Here is a 16,576-nt window from a genome sequence, read left to right on the forward strand (position 1 = left end):
AAGCTTCCGGCCAAGCCTACCGGCGCCGTGACCCTCACTGGTAAGCGCGCGGAAAATCCCCATAAGGTAGCGCAATGCGCACCGAGGACCTGCTGGCCGCCATAGCGACCGGACTGTGGCGGTGGGACAGCGTCTCGGGCGCCGTCTCCTACGACGCCGAGGCGGCCCGTCTGACGGGCCTGCCCGCCGAGGCGGTCACGCTCCCGGAAGCCACCGCCCGGGCGTGCTTCCACCCGGCGGACTGGCTGGAGATGCAGTCCATCGTGATGCTGGCGGCGGCCGAGGGCACCCTCGCCGAGGCGCGGATGCGCATCGTGGACGAGAAGGGCAAGGTGCTGCGGACCGTGCGCACCCGGTCCCGCCCGGTCGCCCACCCCGACAGCCAGGACGGCCAACTGATGCTCGGCACGCTCCAGGAGGTCCCCGAGCCGCTGCCCGGCACCAGCGCGGGCGGCACCCCGGTCACCGGCGACTGGCGGCGCAACCGCGAGGCGTTCCTGCTGGACGCGGGCCGGGCGCTGGCCGAGGCGATGTCCACCGCCGAGGTGCTGCGGGTGGCCGCCGGGCTGTCCATGCCCGGTTTCTCGCCGGACGGACTCGCCGTCTTCGGCGTCAAGGGTGACCGGATCTCGCTCATCGGCCACCACGGGCACCGGCTGGACACCGAGCACCCGTCCGCCGACATGCCGGTGGCCACCGACCACCCGGCGGCCGAGGTGGCCCGTACCGGCCGGGCCGTCTACCTGCCCTCTCCGGAGGAGTACCGGGGCCGGTTCCCGGCCGCCTGGCACCGGATGCGGCCCCTCAAGCGCCGCTCCTGGGCCTTTCTGCCGCTGATCGTCGCGGGCCGCACCATCGGCGCGTGGATGGCCGGATTCGCCCACCCGGTCGCCTTCTCGCCCGACGAGCGCTCGGTGCTCACCACGATCGCCCGGATGCTGGCCCAGGCGCTGTCCCGGGCGGCCCTCCAGGAGACCGAGCGCGAGCTGTCGGACGGCCTGCAGCGCTCGATGCTGCCCGCCGCCAAGCCCGACATCCCGGGGCTCACGGTGGCCGCGCGCTACGTACCGACCGGCGGCGGACTCCAGGTCGGCGGCGACTGGTACGACGTGATCGCGCTGCCCTCGGGGCGCACCGCCCTGGTGATCGGCGACGTCCAGGGGCATGACGTCCGGGCCGCCGGAATCATGGGGCAGCTGCGGATCGCGGTGCGGGCGTACGCCTCCGAGGGCCACCACCCGGACGCGGTGCTCGCCCGCGCCTCCCGCTTCCTGTGCGGGCTCGCCGACCCCGGCGGGGACGGGGAACACGATCCCCGGTTCGCGACCTGCCTCTATATGGAGGTGGATCCGGTCGCGGGCACCCTGGACATCGCCCGCGCGGGCCACCCGGACCCGGCGGTCCGGCTGGGCGACGGCACGATGATGATCCGCCCCACCGCGGGCGGGCTGCCGCTGGGCGTCGACCCGGAGGGCGACTACCCGACCACCCGGGTGGTGCTGGAGCCCGGCGAGACGCTGCTGATGTGCACCGACGGGCTGATCGAGACCGGCGGCCACGACCTGGAGACCGGCTGGGACCGCATCCGGTCGGTCTTCGAGCACCCGGCCACCGCGACCGACGGCCCGCACGACATGGAAGCGCTCGCCGAGGCCCTGGTGCAGGCCGTGCACGGGCCGCCCTCGCACCACACCACCGGCCCGCTCGCCGACCGCCGCGAGGACGACATAGCGCTGCTGCTGATCCGCCGGGACGCGGAGGTGTGCCTCGTCGGGGCGGGTTCGGCGCCGGTGCGGCGTACCGCGATCACGCTCGCGCAGGCCGAGCCGGAGCGGATAGCGGGCGCCCGCAGGCAGCTGCGCGACATGCTGCACGACTGGGCGGACCCGGACCAGGTCGAGTCGGCGGTGCTGCTGCTCTCCGAGATGGTCACCAACGTCCTGGTGCACACCGACGGGGACGCCCTGCTGGTCGCCGAGGTCAGCGGGCGGCGCGGGTCGCGGCGGCTGCGGCTCGACGTCGCGGACGGCAGCGACGAGCTGCCGCACCGCCGCCGCCCCGGCGAACTCGCGTCGTCGGGGCGGGGGCTGATGCTGATGGAGATGCTGGCCGACGCCTGGGGCGTCGACCCGCGCGGCGACGGCAAGTGCATCTGGTACGAACTCCACGAGCGCGCGCCGGAGGCGTAGCCGCGCCTGGGCGCGGGCCGTCACGGCTACTCGGCGTCGGCGGGTATCGTCCCGAGCTTTCCGGCGCGGAAGTCGTCGAAGGCCTGGGCCAGTTCGGCGTGGGTGTTCATCACGAACGGGCCGTAGTGCATCATCGGCTCGCGGATCGGCTGCCCGCCGAGCAGCACCACCTCGAAGTTGGGGCTGCGCGACTCCTGGGCCGCGTCCGCCCGTATCGTCAGCGTGTCACCGGCGCCGAAGACCACCGTCTGCCCGGTGCGGAAGGGCCGCTGCTCCGCGCCCGCGGTGCCGCGTCCGGCGAGGCCGTAGGCGAGCGCGTTGAAGTCCGGGCGCCAGGGCAGGGTCAGCTCGGCGCCGGGGTTCAGCGAGACGTGCAGCATGGTGATCGGGGTGTGGGTGATGCCCGGCCCCTGGTGCCCGTCGATGTCGCCCGCGATCACCCGCAGCAGCGCGCCGCCGTCGGCGGAGGCGAGCAGCTTGACCTTGGCGCCACGGATGTCCTGGTAGCGCGGCGGCATCATCTTGTCCTTGCTCGGCAGGTTCACCCACAGCTGGAGCCCGTGGAAGAGACCGCCGGACATGACCAGGAGCTCCGGCGGGGCCTCGATGTGGAGCAGCCCGGAGCCCGCGGTCATCCACTGGGTGTCACCGTCGTTGATCGTGCCGCCGCCACCCTGCGAGTCCTGGTGCACGAAGGTGCCGTCGATGAGGTACGTCACGGTCTCGAAGCCGCGGTGGGGGTGCCAGGGGGTGCCCTTGGGCTCGCCCGGCGCGTACTCCACCTCGCCCATCTGATCCATCATGATGAACGGGTCGAGGTGCTGGTAGTCGATCCCGGCGAAGGCGCGCCGCACCGGGAATCCCTCGCCCTCGAAGCCACTGGGCGCGGTGGTGACACCGAGCGCCGGGCGGGGGCGGGCGCCGACGGGCGCCACGACCCGGGGCAGGTTCAGGGGGTTGTCTACGGTCACTGCGGGCATGACGGCCTCCTCGGTCGTTCATCATTCAACTTAATTGAAGGGTGAACGACTCGCAAGAGGGGCCCTATTCCGGCTCTAGCGGGACACGAGGGGCGTGCCGTGCGCCCCGGAGCCGTGCAGGTCAGCCGGGTGCGAAGCGATGGCGCCTAGCCATACATGCGCCGCATCGCGAAGTCGACCATCTGCTCCACCGCCTTGGCGTCGAAGACCATGCGGTGCTCACCCTCCATGTCGAGGACGAAGCCGTAGCCGGTCGGCAGCAGGTCGATCACCTCGGCACCGGTGATCACGAAGTACTTGGACTCCTTGCCCGCGTACCGCCGCAGCTCCTTGAGCGAGGTGAACATCGGGATCACCGGCTGCTGGGTGTTGTGCAGCGCGAGGAAACCGGGGTTGTCACCGCGCGGGCAGTACACCTTGGAGGCCGCGAAGATCTGCTGGAAGTCCTCTGCCGCCATGGAGCCCGTGGTGAAGGCGCGCACCGCGTCCGCGAGGGACGGCGGCGAGGGCTCGGGGTACAGCGGCTGCCCACCGTAGCCGGGGCCCGGCTGTGAGTGGTGTGACGCATGCGGCTGCTGTTGCGGCGGAGGTGGCGGGGCGGCGTAACCCTGCCCTGCGCTCGCGTTCTGGTCGTAGCCGTACATGGACTGAAGCGTACTGAGTCACAGTTGGCCGCTTGAGGGTTGCCCTTTATTACCCACGGGTAGCATCATGGCGACACCGGATTGACTGCACCGGACTGCTGATCGATACCGCGCCACGAAGAGGTCCCTGCCTCTCCCGAGTCCTTACGGAGCCGTCGCCATGGGGCACTACAAGTCGAATCTCCGCGACATCGAGTTCAACCTCTTCGAGGTGCTCGGCCGCGACAAGCTGTACGGCACCGGCCCGTTCGCGGAGATGGACGTCGAGACCGCCAAGAGCGTGCTCGCCGAGATATCCCGGCTCTCCGAGAACGAGCTGGCCGCCTCCTACGCCGACTCGGACCGCAACCCGCCGGTCTTCGACCCGAAGACGAACACGGCGCCGCTGCCCGAGTCGTTCAAGAAGAGCTACCAGGCGTACATGGACGCCGAGTGGTGGCGGCTCGGGGTCCCGGAGGCCCTCGGCGGCACCTCCTGCCCGCGCTCCCTGCTGTGGGCCTCGGCCGAGACGATCCTCGGCGCCAACACCCCGATCTGGATGTACGCCTCCGGGCCGGCCTTCGCCGGGGTGCTGCACGACGAGGGCACCGAGGAGCAGCTGAAGATCGCGCAGCTGATGGTGGACAGGCAGTGGGGCTCCACCATGGTGCTGACCGAGCCCGACGCGGGCTCGGACGTGGGCGCGGGCCGCGCCAAGGCCGTCCAGCAGGAGGACGGCACCTGGCACATCGACGGGGTGAAGCGGTTCATCACCTCCGGTGAGCACGACGTCTCCGACAACATCATCCACTTCGTGCTGGCCCGCCCCGAGGGCGCGGGACCCGGCACCAAGGGGCTGTCCCTGTTCATCGTCCCCAAGTACGACTTCGACTGGGACAGCGGCGAGCTGGGCGAGCGCAACGGCGTCTACGCGACCAACGTCGAGCACAAGATGGGTCTGCGCGTCTCCAACACCTGCGAGCTGACCTTCGGCGCCGACCGCCCGGCCAAGGGCTGGCTGCTGGGCGAGAAGCACGACGGCATCCGCCAGATGTTCAAGATCATCGAGTTCGCCCGGATGATGGTCGGCACGAAGGCCATGGCCACCCTCTCCACCGGCTACCTCAACGCGCTGGAGTACGCCAAGGAGCGCGTCCAGGGCCCGGACCTGGCGGCCTTCACCGACAAGACCGCCCCGCGCGTCACCATCACCCACCACCCGGACGTGCGCCGCTCGCTCATGACGCAGAAGGCGTACGCGGAGGGCCTGCGCTCGCTCACCCTCTACACCGCCTCCGTGCAGGACGAGATCATGGTCAAGGAGGCCGCGGGCGAGGACGCCTCGGCCGAATCCCGCCTCAACGACCTGCTGCTGCCGATCGTCAAGGGCTACGGCTCGGAGAAGGCGTACGAGCAGCTGGCGCAGTCCCTGCAGACCATCGGCGGCTCCGGCTACCTCCAGGAGTACCCGCTGGAGCAGTACATCCGGGACGCCAAGATCGACACCCTCTACGAGGGCACCACCGCCATCCAGGGCCAGGACTTCTTCTTCCGCAAGATCGTCCGGGACCAGGGCCAGGCGCTGACCGTCCTCTCCGAGGAGATCAAGAAGTTCCTGGCGGAGGCCGCGGGCGGCGAGGAGCTGGCTCCGGCCCGCGACCGGCTCGCCCAGGCCGCGGTCGACCTGGAGGGCATCGTGGGCGCCATGCTCACCGACCTCTCGGCCACCGAGCAGGACGTCAGCTCGATCTACAAGGTCGGCCTCAACGCCACCCGGCTGCTGCTCGCCTCCGGTGACGTGGTGCTCGGCTACCTCCTCCTGCGGGGCGCGGCCGTCGCCACCGAGAAGCTGGGCGGGGCCGCCACCAAGGACGTGGCGTTCTACCAGGGCAAGATCGCGGCGGCGAAGTTCTTCGCCCACGAGGTGCTGCCGGGCGTCTCGGTGCAGCGCGCGCTGGCCGAGTCCGTCACCAAGGAGCTGATGGACCTGGACGAGGCGTCCTTCTAGGAGGCCGCTCGTTCCACCGACCCGGGAGCCGGTCGCCCCTCTCCTTCACCGGGGGGCGGCCGGCTCCCGCCTGTCCGGGCCTCCTCGTCAGACCCGTCAGGCCTCCTCGTCGGGCGGATGCTCCCGCAGGGCCCGCTCCACCTCCTCACGCGCCTGGCGCCGCAGCTCCTCGTTCTGCGCCAGCAGTTCCTCGACCGTCTCCTGACCGGCTCCGGGCGGACGCGGCCGGGCCCGCAGCTTGGCCAGCAGGTCCCGGCACGCCTCGTCCTCGGAGGCGAAGCGGCTCATGTCCTTGTCCACCGAGCGCTCCCACAGCCCGGTCACCCAGCCGCCGTCCGGCGCGGGCCGCAGGAAGTAGTAGGCGTCCGGCTGGACGTCGATGTCCCGCACACCGGGAATGTCGTACAAAGCGTCCGGGACCTGCTCGGCGCGCAGCACCCGGACGAGTTCCGTTCTGTCCACGGCACCAGGATGCGCGGTCAGTTCAGCGGCCGCAGGTTACCGGCGGCAACCAGCTGAGGAATCGACGGTCCCGTCAGGTATTGCAGCCCGTAACCCGGCTGGCCGAACCAGGGCCTGATGGGCCCGGCGTCCACCAGGAACGGCTTGGTGACCTCGTAGAGGTGATAGCCGTACGGGTACGCGGGGTCATAGGTGTTCAGGTTGCTCGGCGGCAGCGCCCGCTCCGCGTACGGGGTGCCCGCCGGGGCGAGGAAGTGGCCGAAGCCGCTGCCGAAGAGATCGACCTTCTGACCCACCTTCAGCGTGATGGTGGTCTTGAGCGGTACGCCGTTCAGCAGCACCCAGCCGTCCGGGTACGGATACCACCAGCCGCCGGTCTGCTCGTTCCAGTAACACGCGAGGAATCCGGAGGCGGACAGGCCGTCCAGCCGCTCGTAGCCCTTCAGCATCTTCCCGATCGCACCCTTGCGCGGCAGTTCGGCGGGGCCGAGCCGCCAGTCGCCCTTGTAGTAGCGCTGGAAGGGCTGAGTGGGCGCGGAGTTGGTCCCCCCGGTGCGGTCCGTCGCCGGACAGGGCGGGTGGCCCTTGGCACCGGTGTCGGCCCCGTTCTCCGCCCCGGCGGCGTCGGGTGCGGGCGTGGGCGCCGGGGCCGGGGCGGGCAGCTGTCCGGCGGGGACGATCCCGGCGGTGTGCGCCACGGCCGGGCCCGCGCCGCAGAGCAGCAGCAGCGACCCCAGGATGACGAGGAGGTGTCGAAGAACGCGCATCCGCTGTCCTCTTGAGTGCGTTGGTGAGCGGTTAAGGGGACTATCGGCCGATACGCGACTTTTATACCGCCGGTCTGACGTGCTTTCATCAGATTGGATCAACGGGATCCCACGGATGGGCCCCCGCGCGATCCCGCCCCCGAACACGGCACCACGGCAGGCAAGGCGGTCCCGAATCTATGCTGATGTCATGAGCGCACACCCCGGCATCGACCGCGGCCATACGGATGACCTGATGTCCTTCCTCCGCGCCAGCCCCTCGCCGTACCACGCGGTGGCGAACACGGCAGAGCGCCTGGAGAAGGCGGGGTTCCGGCAGGTCGAGGAGACGGCGGCCTGGGACGGCGCGGCGGGCGGGCGGTATGTGCTGCGGGGCGGCGCGATCGTCGCCTGGTACGTGCCGGAGGACGCGGGCCCATCCACTCCGTACCGGATTGTGGGTGCTCACACCGACTCTCCCAATCTGCGCGTCAAGCCGATCCCCGACACCGGGGGCCACGGCTGGCGGCAGATCGCCGTCGAGATCTACGGCGGCGCCCTCCTCAACACCTGGCTCGACCGCGACCTCGGGCTCTCCGGGCGGATCACCCTGCGGGACGGCTCCAGCCATCTCGTCACCGTGGACAGACCCTTGCTGCGCGTGCCGCAGCTCGCCGTGCATCTCGACCGTTCCGTCAACGTCGACGGCCTCAAGCTCGACAAGCAGCGCCATATGACACCCGTGTGGGGGCTGGGCAGCGCCGAGGAGGGCGACCTCATCCGGTTCGTCGCCGAGGAGACCGGGGTGGCGGCCGAGGACGTGACGGGCTGGGACCTGATGGTCCACAGCGTCGAGCCGCCCGCCTACCTCGGCCGGGACCGCGAGCTGGTCGCCGGGCCCCGGATGGACAACCTGCTGTCCGTGCACGCCGGGACGGCCGCGCTCACCGCTGTCGCGGCCCGCCCGGAGCTGCCGTACATCCCGGTGCTCGCCGCCTTCGACCACGAGGAGAACGGCAGCCAGTCCGACACCGGCGCCGACGGCCCGCTGCTCGGCAATGTGCTGGAACGGTCCGTCTACGCGCGCGGCGGCGGTTACGAGGACCGGGCCCGGGCCTTCGCGGGCACCGTCTGCCTGTCCTCCGACACCGGCCACGCCGTCCACCCCAACTACGCCGAACGCCACGAGCCGGGACACCACCCGCGGCCCAACGGAGGACCCATCCTCAAGGTCAACGTCAACCAGCGGTACGCCACCGACGGCTCCGGGCGGGCCGTCTTCGTCGGCGCCTGCGAGCGCGCGGGCGTGCCCTGGCAGAGCTTCGTCTCGCACAACGCGATGCCGTGCGGGACCACGATCGGCCCGATCACCGCCGCCCGGCACGGCATCACCACCGTCGACATCGGCGTCGCGATCCTGTCCATGCACTCCGCGCGCGAACTGTGCGGCGCACAGGACCCGCGGCTGCTGGCCAAGGCACTCACCGCCTTTCTGGAGGGCTGAGTTGGACTTTTCCCTGCTGGGCCCGGTGACCGTCACCACAGGCCCCGCGGCGGCCCCCGTCGAGCTTCCGCTGGGACCGGCCAAGCGCCGCAGCGTGCTCGCGATGCTGCTTCTGCGTCCCAACTCGACCGTCTCGGTCGAGCAGTTGGTGGCCGGTCTGTGGGAAGACGAGCCGCCCGCCCACGCCCGTACCGTCATCCAGGGCCATGTCTCCCGGCTGCGCGCGGCGCTCGCCGAGGGCGGCGCCGGGGAACACGGTGTCGAACTGACCACCCACGCTTCCGCCTATCTGCTCCGGCTGCCCGCCTCATTGGTGGACACCGTGCGCTTCGATGACCTGGTGGCCCGGGCCGACCCCGAGTCGGCCCCGGCCGAGGCCGTGCCGATGCTGCGGCAGGCGCTCGGGCTGTGGCGCGGCCCGGCGCTCACCGGGACGGTGGCCAGCCCGCCGTTCGCGGCGGCCGCGCACGCCCTGGAGGAGCGGCGGCTGACCGCCGTGGAGGCCCTCGCGCGGGCGCACGGGGCGCTCGGCGAGTACGAGAAGGCGGCGGGCGCGCTGCACCCGGCGGCGCTCGGCAATCCGCTGCGCGAGGGGCTGATCGCGGACCTGATGCTGGTCCTCTACCGCACCGGGCGGCAGTCCGACGCGATCGCCTGGTTCCACCGCACCCGCGAGATGCTCGCCGACGACCTGGGGGTCGACCCGGGGGAGCGGCTGAACGCCGCGTACCAGGAGATCCTGCGGGCGACGCCCGTGGCGGAGCCGCCGCCCGAGCCGCGGGCCCCCCGTGACCCCCGGGAGGCGCACGCTCCGCGTGACCCGCGCGTCGGCGGTGAGGCCCCGGCCGCACCCGCCACACCCGCCGCACCCGCGGCGGCCTCCGGCCCCGCGCCGGAGCTGCTGCCCCGGCCTCCCGCCGGGTTCCTGGGCCGGGACGCGGAGCTGGCCGAGCTGACCCGGCTGGTCCTGCCCGGTACCGGGCAGGACCACCCGTACGGCGGCGCTCCCGCCGGGCTCCCCGCCGAGGGCGGCATCACCCTGGTCACCGGGCCCGCGGGCGTCGGCAAGACGGGCCTGGCCGTGCACTGGGGCCACGCGTACGCCACCGCCTTCCCCGACGGGCGGCTCTTCGCCGATCTGCGCGGCTTCAGCGGCGGGGAGGAGGCGGAACCGGCCGCCGTGCTGCGCGAGTTCCTGCTCGCCATGGGCACCCCGGCCGACCAGATACCGCCCTCGGAGCAGGCCGCCGGGGCGCTCTACCGCTCGCTGGTGGCCCAGCGGCGGCTGCTGGTGGTGCTGGACAACGCGAGCAGCTCGGCCCAGGTGCGGCCGCTGCTGCCCGGCGGGCAGCACTGCGCCACGCTGATCACCAGCCGCTCCCGGTTGGACGGGCTGATCGCCACCGACGCCGCCCGGCCGGTGCGGCTGCACGCGCTCGGCCCCGAGGACGGGGTGGCCCTGATCGGCGCGCTGCTCGGCCCCGACCGGGTCGCCGAGGACCCGGCGGCCGCACAGGAGCTGGTGACGCTGTGCGACGGGCTGCCGCTCGCGCTGCGCGCCGCCTCCGCCCAGCTGGTGGCCCGGCCGCGGTGGCGGCTGGCCCGGCTGGCCACGGCGCTGCGCGACGAGCGGCGGCGGCTGGCCCTGCTGTCGGCGGAGGACGCCGGGGTGGCGGCCGCGCTGCGCAGCTCGGTGGCCCGGCTCTCCGCGGACGACGCCCAGCTGCTGCGGGTCCTGGGCGCCGGTTTCGCCCGGGAGGTCAACACCGCGGAGGCGGCCGCGCTGTCCGGGGCGGACCCCGACCTGATCCAGGACTCCCTGGAACGGCTTGCCGAGATGCATCTCCTAGACGAGGAGGCCACCAACCGCTACGTCATGAGTGACCTGGTGAAACTCTTCGCCCAGGGCGATGGCGGTCGCGGCGCCGGGAGGCCCGGCGAGGGCGCGGGCGAGGGCGCGGGCGAGGGGGCCGGTCCAGCCTGAACAGCGGGGCGTTAGTGAGGCGTTAGCGTTCGGCAGCCACACGGCAGCCGAACGCCAGCGGCCCCGGACAAGCTGATTGTCGTACCGGAAAGCACGGGACAGCAGCCGAACCTCACCCCCGGGGGGAACCCACCATGTCGCACGCCACCTTCCTCGCCCGCCACGCCCGCGCCATCCGCTCCGTCGCCGCCGGTCTCACGGTCGTCGCAGCGGGCCTGACCCTCACCGCCTGCGGTGACAACGACGGCACGGGGGCCAAGAGCTCGGGCAAGGCCGACTCCACGGCCGCCGCCCCGGCGGACCAGGGCGGCGCCGACGCCGGCGCGCGGGGCGAGAGCGGCACCGGCGGCGGGAACGGTGGCGGCACCGGCGGTTCGGAGAGCGGCGGCACCGGCGGCACGAAGGACGCCGCCGGACAGGCCGGGGGCGTCTCGAAGCAGAACGGCGGCGCGGCCAAGCAGAACGGGGGCGGCTCCGGGACGGACGCCGAGCAGGAAGTCGGCACCTGCGACGTCAACAAGGCCATGGTGACCGTCGACTCCGTCAAGCGTCCCATCAACCACCTGCTGCTGAAGTTCACCAACCGGGCCGGAGTGGACTGCGAGGTCCCCAGCTTCCCGATCCTCCGCTTCGACGACGCGCAGGCCGCCACCCCGGCCGCCGGGGAGACCACGCCGCAGTCCGTCATCAGGCTGGCGCCCGGCGAGTCCGCCTACGCGGGCATCACCACCTCCCGCGGTGACGACCCGGACGCGGGCGGCACCGACGTGTCCAAGCTCGGGGTGTCCCTGGAGGGCCTGGATGCCGAGACGACCCTGGACCTGCCCGGCGGCTCGGTGTACCTCGACAACACCGCCCAGGTGACCTACTGGCAGAACACCGCCTCCGACGCGCTCACCTGGTAACGGCACCCCACGATTTCCCCAGACCGGACCCGTAGCCGACTCCCCCCGGCTACGTGTCCCCGACGGCCCCCGCCCCGGCGGGGGCCGTCCGCTGTCCGTCCGCTGTCCCGTCATGTCCCGCGGCGCCGCCGCCGATGTCCCGCACCGGGCCCTCCTCGGGCATGTCCCCGCAGGTGGAAGCGGTGTGACGGGATGGGACGTCCCATGGGACGACAGCTGCCCCGAACTCCCCTGTCCCCCGGCCGAGAGTGGTTCCCGTCGCCGCGGCGGACCGGCCCGGCGGCTCAACCGCACAGGGGGATTCACTCATGACGCACTCCACCACAACCGCCCGGCGCCGGACCATCTGGCGCAAGGTCCTCCCCACGATCGCCGCCGCGGGCATCGGCGCCACCGGACTCGTGGGCTGCTCGGGCGACGGGGGCACCGGAGGCCATGACGCGAAGGCGGCGAAGGCGGGCAGCGCCCGGGCGGCCGACAAGAACGCCATGAGCCGCGACACGGGGGCCGCGAAGGGCGGGGGCGCCCTCAAGCTGAAGACGACCAGCGGGGAGTTCGGCACGAAGGCGGCGGCCGCCGCCGACTTCCCCACCTGGGGCACGCGCTGGGTCGTCCACGAGACGGCCGACACCAGCAGCCCGTCCGTCGGCATGATCAACAAGGATGTGGCCGGGCAGGACCGCATCACCGCCGACTACCAGGTCGACACCGGCAAGAAGGCGTGCGAGGGCAGCACCTGTTCGACGTACATGGCGCACATCACCGGGCCGGTCAGCGGCTTTCTGAGCGTCCTCGCGGTGGACATCCCCGAGGACTCGCTGCCCGGCGTCCCCGTGCAGAACGGCGGTCAGCAGCCGCCCAAGCCGCCCCAGCCCGGCGGCACCCGCGCCGAGGCGCTGCAGCGCGCCTCCACCTGGCTCACGGCCAACGGCGGCGGCCGGGTCCCGTACAGCCAGGCCAAGATCTGGAAGGACGGCTACCGCCAGGACTGCTCGGGCTACGTCTCCATGGCCCTGGGCCTGAAGACGCCCGGCACCAACACGGTCGGCCTCACCGGCTCCGGCATCACCAAGCCGATCGCGGTGAACGACCTCAGGCCGGGCGATCTGCTGATCGACGCCGCCGGAGACAACAACACCCGCCATGTCGTGATGTTCGAGAAGTGGAACAACGACGCCCACACCTCGTACACCTCGTACGAGCAGCGCGGCGACTTCGGTACGGACCACGCGACCCGCACCTACGGCCTGGCGCCGGGCAGCGAGTACAAGCCCTACCGTCCGCTGAAGTTCACGGACTGACGGGGTAGTTCACCGGCCGGTGCGCGAACGATCCGGTTCCGGTAACGAGCGGCACGTCCACCTCGGGGGTGTGGACGTGTCGCTCGTCATGTTCATGATCCACATGCTCCAATGGGAAGCGTGCCAGCGCATCCGAATCATTCCGATCCGCGTCATTCCGATCCGCGTCCTTCCGAGCACCCGCGACGAAAACCGCTCGCCCCGCTTCCCGAAGAACTCTCCGGCCCGGTACGGGAATTCGTGACCGCACTGCGCCACATGCACGGCGAACTCGGCCTGAGCCTCAAGGAGCTGGAGGGGCGCCTGCCCGCCAGCCGCTCCTCGCTCTCCCGCTATCTGCGGGGTCAGAGCCTTCCCGACGAACGGCTCCTGGTCCAGTGGGGCACGCTGTCCTTCACCGCCGAGGACCGGCTGCCCGAGCTGGTGAAGCTGCTCCACCGGGCCAACGAGGCCGGGCCGGTCACGGACGCGGAGGGCGAAGCCCCGGCGGACGGCACACCCCCTGAGGCCGGGGACCGGCCGCCCCGGCGGCGGCTGCGGCTCGCACTCGCGGCGGTGGGCACGGTCACCGTCCTCGCCGGGACCACGGTCGCCGTCCTCGCCTTCCAGTCGTCGGACTCATCCGACACCGACAAGCCCCCGGCGACCCTGGGCAACGCCCGGATCACCGTCTTCAACGCGGAGAAGAGCTGCCGGGGCGAGCACGTCCGCAGCTGCTCCCTGGGCCTGGCCAGGGATCCGTACATGGCCTACCGCCCCGCCAACATCACGGGCCGGGCCTGGCACGGCGACGTGCTGCGCGCCGACTGCCGCATCGCCAACGGCGTCACCGTCACCGACGAGGCGGGCGGGCACAGCAGCATGTGGTTCCGCGTCTTAAGAGACGGTCAGCGGATGTGGATCCCGGCCATTCGGATCGATCACGACCAGGTGCAGTACACGACGCTCCCCAACTGCCCCGACTGACCTTCCACGTCGATGCTTCTGGGTCAGGCCTCCTCGTCCAGCCCGGCGAGGACCAGCGGCAGCCGGGCCACGCCGCCCTCGGTGACCCGGACCGGAACGCCCCAGTCCTGCTGGTGCACATGGCACGCGGGGTACTCGTTCGCAGGATCGTCGTCGCAGGAGGCGGCCATCGCCGAGACGTGCAGCACGCCCTCGGTCACCCCCTCCGCCAGCACCAGCTCCCGGCGCAGGTCCGTGCCCGCGCCCTCGCCGCCCGCGAGCAGCCCGGGCGGGGTGGAGCTGACCAGCAGCCGGGTGGAGGGTCCGTAGCGGGTGTCGAGCTTCTGGCCCGCGGGCGCCTGGAAGACCACGTCCAGCCGGAGCGTGCCCGGGGCGATGTCGGTGGCCGCGCGCTGGGTCCGGTGGGCCACCGCCTCGACCCGTACGGCCTCCTCGGGCAGCCGCAGCCGGGTCAGCCGGTGCCGGGCGGACTCCACCACCACGATGTCCCGGTCGACCAGGACCGCGCCGGACGGCTCGCGCAGATCCGTGGCGAGCGTGGAGACCTCGCCGGTGGCCGGGTCGTAGCGGCGCAGCGCGTGGTTGTAGGTGTCGGCGACGGCGACCGAGCCGTCGGGCAGCGCGGTGACGCCCAGCGGGTGCTGGAGCAGGGCCTGGTCGGCGGCGCCGTCGCGGTGACCGAAGTCGAAGAGGCCGGTGCCGACGGCGGTGCGGACCGCGAAGCCGTCGCCGTCCCGCTCGACCCAGCGCACCGCGGAGCTTTCGGAGTCGGCGATCCACAGCCGGTCGTCCGTCGCGGCGAGCCCGGACGGCTGGGAGAACCACGCCTGGTCCGCGGGACCGTCGACCAGCCCCTCGTTGGTGGTCCCGGCGGCGGCCGCGACGGTCCCGTCCTGAAGGTCGTACGTCCACAGCTGGTGCACGCCCGCCATGGCGATCCACAGCCGGCCGGCGAACCAGGCCAGGTCCCAGGGGGAGGACAGGTCGACCTCGCGGGCCGGTCCCTCGGCGGGCGAGCCCTGCCACCACTGGCGGCCGGTCCCGGCGAGCGTGCCGACCTCGCCGGTCGCGGGGTCGAAGCGGCGCAGCGCGTGGTTCACGGTGTCGGCGACCGCCACCGTGCCGTCGGGCAGCGCGGCGAGCCCCTGCGGCTCGCTGAACCGGGCCCGGTCCGCCGGGCCGTCGGCGAAGCCGCGCTCGCCCGCGCCGATGCGCCGCAGCACGCTTGTCCCGTCCTCCGCCAGCTCGACCAGCTGGTGGCGGGTGGTGTCGGAGACCAGGAACGTGCCGCCGGGCAGCAGCAGCGCCTTGCCGGGGAAGCGCAGCTCGGTGGGGACCGGCTCGGGCGGTACGTAGGGGCCGTCGCCACGGCGCAGCGTGCCCTTGGCCTCGTGCTCGGCCTCCAGCTGCCCCACCAGGGCCTCGATGGCGTGGGCATGCCCCTCGCCCGCGTGCTGGGCGACCACGTACCCCTCGGGGTCGATGACGACGAGGGTGGGCCAGGCGCGGACCGCGTACTGCTTCCAGGTGGTCAGCTCCGGGTCGTCCAGGACCGGGTGGTGCACCTCGTAGCGCTCGACGGCGTCGACGACGGCCCGGTGGTCGGCCTCGTGGACGAACTTCGGCGAGTGGACCCCGACGATCACGACGGTGTCGCGGTGCTTCTCCTCCAGCTCGCGCAGCTCGTCCAGGACGTGCAGACAGTTCACACAACAGAACGTCCAGAAGTCGAGGATGACGATGCGGCCTCGCAGTTCCGCCAGGCCGAGGTCTTTTCCGCCGGTGTTGAGCCAGCCGCCGAGGCCGGTCAGCTCAGGGGCGCGGACGCGTGCACGTGGAGCCATATCCCCATCCAACATCAGGCGGGGGAAACGCATTCCCGCGGGCCGGTTCGACCGGCTCGCCCCGGTCCGTCCCGGTCCGCCACGGAGGGGGCCGCGAACGGCCGCCGCTGACACGCGGCAAGCGGCCGTTCCGGGCCTACGATCGGACTCGAAGCACTGCCCTCGCGCGCGTGGGCAGCGTAACTTGAAGCCACACACCCGCACCCAGCCCGCGTACCAACCGCCCGAGGGGTCCCGTGACCGTCCATCCCAGCCTTCAGACCTCGATCGACGCCTGGACGCATTCCATCGACGCCATATCGGAGTTGGTGAATCCGCTCGCGGAGAGCGCATGGAACCGCGCTACCGAATGCCCGGGATGGTCAGTGCGGGACCTCGTCTCGCACGTGATCGGCCTCGACTGCGAGCTGCTCGGCGATCCGCGCCCGATCCACACGCTGCCGCGCGATCTGTTCCACATCACCGGCGAGATGTCGCGGTACATGGAAGTCCAGGTCGATGTGCGGCGCTGCCACACGGCCCCCGAGATGACCTCCGAGCTGGAGTACACCGTCATCCGGCGGGCCCGCCAGCTGCGCAACGAGAAGCGCGCGCCGGACACCATGGTGCGCTGGCCCGGCGGCGGTGAGCTGACCCTGGAGGAGGCGCTGACCCGCCGTGCCTTCGACGTGTGGGTGCACGAGCAGGATCTGCGGCGGGCCCTGAACCAGCCCGGCAACCTGGACTCGCCGGGCGCGTACCTCTCCCGGGACGTGCTGCTGTCCGCGCTGCCGAGGGTGGTCGCCAAGGACGCTGGCGCCGCTCCCCAGTCGGCGGTGGTCTTCGATGTGCACGGCCCGATGGAGTTCATGCGCACCGTGCGGGTGGACGCGGACGGCCGGGCCACGATCGACGGCAGTGTGTCGCTGGGCCCGACCCTCACGCTCTCCCTGGACTGGGAGACGTACGTACGGCTCGCCTGCGGCCGGGTGCGCCCCGAGGCGGTCGCCGAGCGGGTGAAGGTCGAGGGGGACGAGCAGCTGGCCGACGCCATCCTGGCCCACTTCGCCATCACCCCGTGACCG

At 72.3% G+C, this 16,576-nt stretch carries 13 protein-coding genes; 8 read left to right on the forward strand and 5 right to left on the reverse strand.

All coding sequences use genetic code 11. The features are described 5' to 3' along the window. Positions 1 to 74: 74 nt before the first annotated feature. Positions 75 to 2,189 carry an ATP-binding SpoIIE family protein phosphatase gene (locus tag ACZ6CL_RS05495; protein WP_468931495.1) on the forward strand — a complete coding sequence of 705 codons (2,115 nt, stop codon included), beginning with the start codon at positions 75 to 77 and terminating at the stop codon, positions 2,187 to 2,189. 26 nt (positions 2,190 to 2,215) lie between these two features. On the opposite strand, the gene ACZ6CL_RS05500 is transcribed toward ACZ6CL_RS05495, so the two are convergent. Both ACZ6CL_RS05500 and ACZ6CL_RS05505 read right to left on the reverse strand, forming a co-directional pair. Then, the gene (locus tag ACZ6CL_RS05500; protein WP_468931498.1) at positions 2,216 to 3,169 is read right to left on the reverse strand and encodes a pirin family protein; all 954 of its coding nucleotides are present in this window, start codon (positions 3,167 to 3,169) and stop codon (positions 2,216 to 2,218) included. Between the two features lie 146 nt (positions 3,170 to 3,315). Beyond that, positions 3,316 to 3,813, reverse strand: a complete 498-nt coding sequence (locus ACZ6CL_RS05505) for an SseB family protein (protein WP_009716404.1) — start codon at positions 3,811 to 3,813, stop codon at positions 3,316 to 3,318. Positions 3,814 to 3,973: 160 nt separating this feature from the next. Here ACZ6CL_RS05505 and ACZ6CL_RS05510 point away from each other — a divergent pair, with 160 nt between their 5' ends. Further along, positions 3,974 to 5,800, forward strand: coding sequence for an acyl-CoA dehydrogenase (locus tag ACZ6CL_RS05510; protein WP_468931501.1), 1,827 nt, complete (start codon positions 3,974 to 3,976; stop codon positions 5,798 to 5,800). A gap of 96 nt (positions 5,801 to 5,896) precedes the next feature. On the opposite strand, the gene ACZ6CL_RS05515 is transcribed toward ACZ6CL_RS05510, so the two are convergent. Then, positions 5,897 to 6,262 (reverse strand): hypothetical protein, encoded by a 366-nt coding sequence (locus tag ACZ6CL_RS05515; protein WP_468931503.1) that lies wholly within the window; start codon positions 6,260 to 6,262, stop codon positions 5,897 to 5,899. Positions 6,263 to 6,279: 17 nt separating this feature from the next. Beyond that, positions 6,280 to 7,029, reverse strand: coding sequence for a TNT domain-containing protein (locus tag ACZ6CL_RS05520; RefSeq protein WP_468931505.1), 750 nt, complete (start codon positions 7,027 to 7,029; stop codon positions 6,280 to 6,282). A gap of 190 nt (positions 7,030 to 7,219) precedes the next feature. Between ACZ6CL_RS05520 and ACZ6CL_RS05525 the strand changes: the two genes are divergently transcribed. The 5 genes from ACZ6CL_RS05525 (at position 7,220) to ACZ6CL_RS05545 (ending at position 13,668) form a co-directional block, all read left to right on the forward strand. After that, entirely contained in the window at positions 7,220 to 8,512 is a 1,293-nt protein-coding gene (locus ACZ6CL_RS05525; RefSeq protein ID WP_468931507.1) for a M18 family aminopeptidase, read from the forward strand. Between the two features lies 1 nt (position 8,513). Next, positions 8,514 to 10,496 (forward strand): AfsR/SARP family transcriptional regulator, encoded by a 1,983-nt coding sequence (locus tag ACZ6CL_RS05530; RefSeq protein ID WP_468931509.1) that lies wholly within the window; start codon positions 8,514 to 8,516, stop codon positions 10,494 to 10,496. A gap of 134 nt (positions 10,497 to 10,630) precedes the next feature. Further along, positions 10,631 to 11,401, forward strand: a complete 771-nt coding sequence (locus tag ACZ6CL_RS05535; RefSeq protein ID WP_468931511.1) for a DUF4232 domain-containing protein — start codon at positions 10,631 to 10,633, stop codon at positions 11,399 to 11,401. Between the two features lie 308 nt (positions 11,402 to 11,709). Further along, positions 11,710 to 12,702 (forward strand): NlpC/P60 family protein, encoded by a 993-nt coding sequence (locus tag ACZ6CL_RS05540; protein ID WP_468931514.1) that lies wholly within the window; start codon positions 11,710 to 11,712, stop codon positions 12,700 to 12,702. A gap of 240 nt (positions 12,703 to 12,942) precedes the next feature. After that, a complete protein-coding gene (locus tag ACZ6CL_RS05545) occupies positions 12,943 to 13,668 on the forward strand; it encodes an XRE family transcriptional regulator (RefSeq protein WP_468931517.1) in 726 nt (241 codons plus the stop codon). Positions 13,669 to 13,691: 23 nt separating this feature from the next. Here the strand turns inward: ACZ6CL_RS05545 and ACZ6CL_RS05550 are convergent, their stop codons facing one another. After that, a complete protein-coding gene (locus ACZ6CL_RS05550) occupies positions 13,692 to 15,512 on the reverse strand; it encodes an NHL domain-containing thioredoxin family protein (RefSeq protein ID WP_468931519.1) in 1,821 nt (606 codons plus the stop codon). A 236-nt stretch (positions 15,513 to 15,748) separates the two neighbouring features. On the opposite strand from ACZ6CL_RS05550, the gene ACZ6CL_RS05555 reads away from it, so the two are divergent. Continuing rightward, positions 15,749 to 16,573 (forward strand): maleylpyruvate isomerase family mycothiol-dependent enzyme, encoded by an 825-nt coding sequence (locus ACZ6CL_RS05555; protein WP_468931521.1) that lies wholly within the window; start codon positions 15,749 to 15,751, stop codon positions 16,571 to 16,573. Positions 16,574 to 16,576: the final 3 nt, after the last annotated feature.

It is taken from the genome of Streptomyces sp. NPDC041200 (genome assembly GCF_055591805.1).

What these genes read in the sequence shown, in the direction of transcription:
- ACZ6CL_RS05495 (WP_468931495.1), top strand. Translation starts at nt 75, where the DNA reads ATGCGCACCGAGGACCTGCTGGCCGCCATAGCGACCGGACTGTGGCGG.
- ACZ6CL_RS05500 (WP_468931498.1), bottom strand. Translation starts at nt 3,169, where the DNA reads ATGCCCGCAGTGACCGTAGACAACCCCCTGAACCTGCCCCGGGTCGTG.
- ACZ6CL_RS05505 (WP_009716404.1), bottom strand. Translation starts at nt 3,813, where the DNA reads ATGTACGGCTACGACCAGAACGCGAGCGCAGGGCAGGGTTACGCCGCC.
- ACZ6CL_RS05510 (WP_468931501.1), top strand. Translation starts at nt 3,974, where the DNA reads ATGGGGCACTACAAGTCGAATCTCCGCGACATCGAGTTCAACCTCTTC.
- ACZ6CL_RS05520 (WP_468931505.1), bottom strand. Translation starts at nt 7,029, where the DNA reads ATGCGCGTTCTTCGACACCTCCTCGTCATCCTGGGGTCGCTGCTGCTG.
- ACZ6CL_RS05525 (WP_468931507.1), top strand. Translation starts at nt 7,220, where the DNA reads ATGAGCGCACACCCCGGCATCGACCGCGGCCATACGGATGACCTGATG.
- ACZ6CL_RS05535 (WP_468931511.1), top strand. Translation starts at nt 10,631, where the DNA reads ATGTCGCACGCCACCTTCCTCGCCCGCCACGCCCGCGCCATCCGCTCC.
- ACZ6CL_RS05540 (WP_468931514.1), top strand. Translation starts at nt 11,710, where the DNA reads ATGACGCACTCCACCACAACCGCCCGGCGCCGGACCATCTGGCGCAAG.
- ACZ6CL_RS05550 (WP_468931519.1), bottom strand. Translation starts at nt 15,512, where the DNA reads ATGGCTCCACGTGCACGCGTCCGCGCCCCTGAGCTGACCGGCCTCGGC.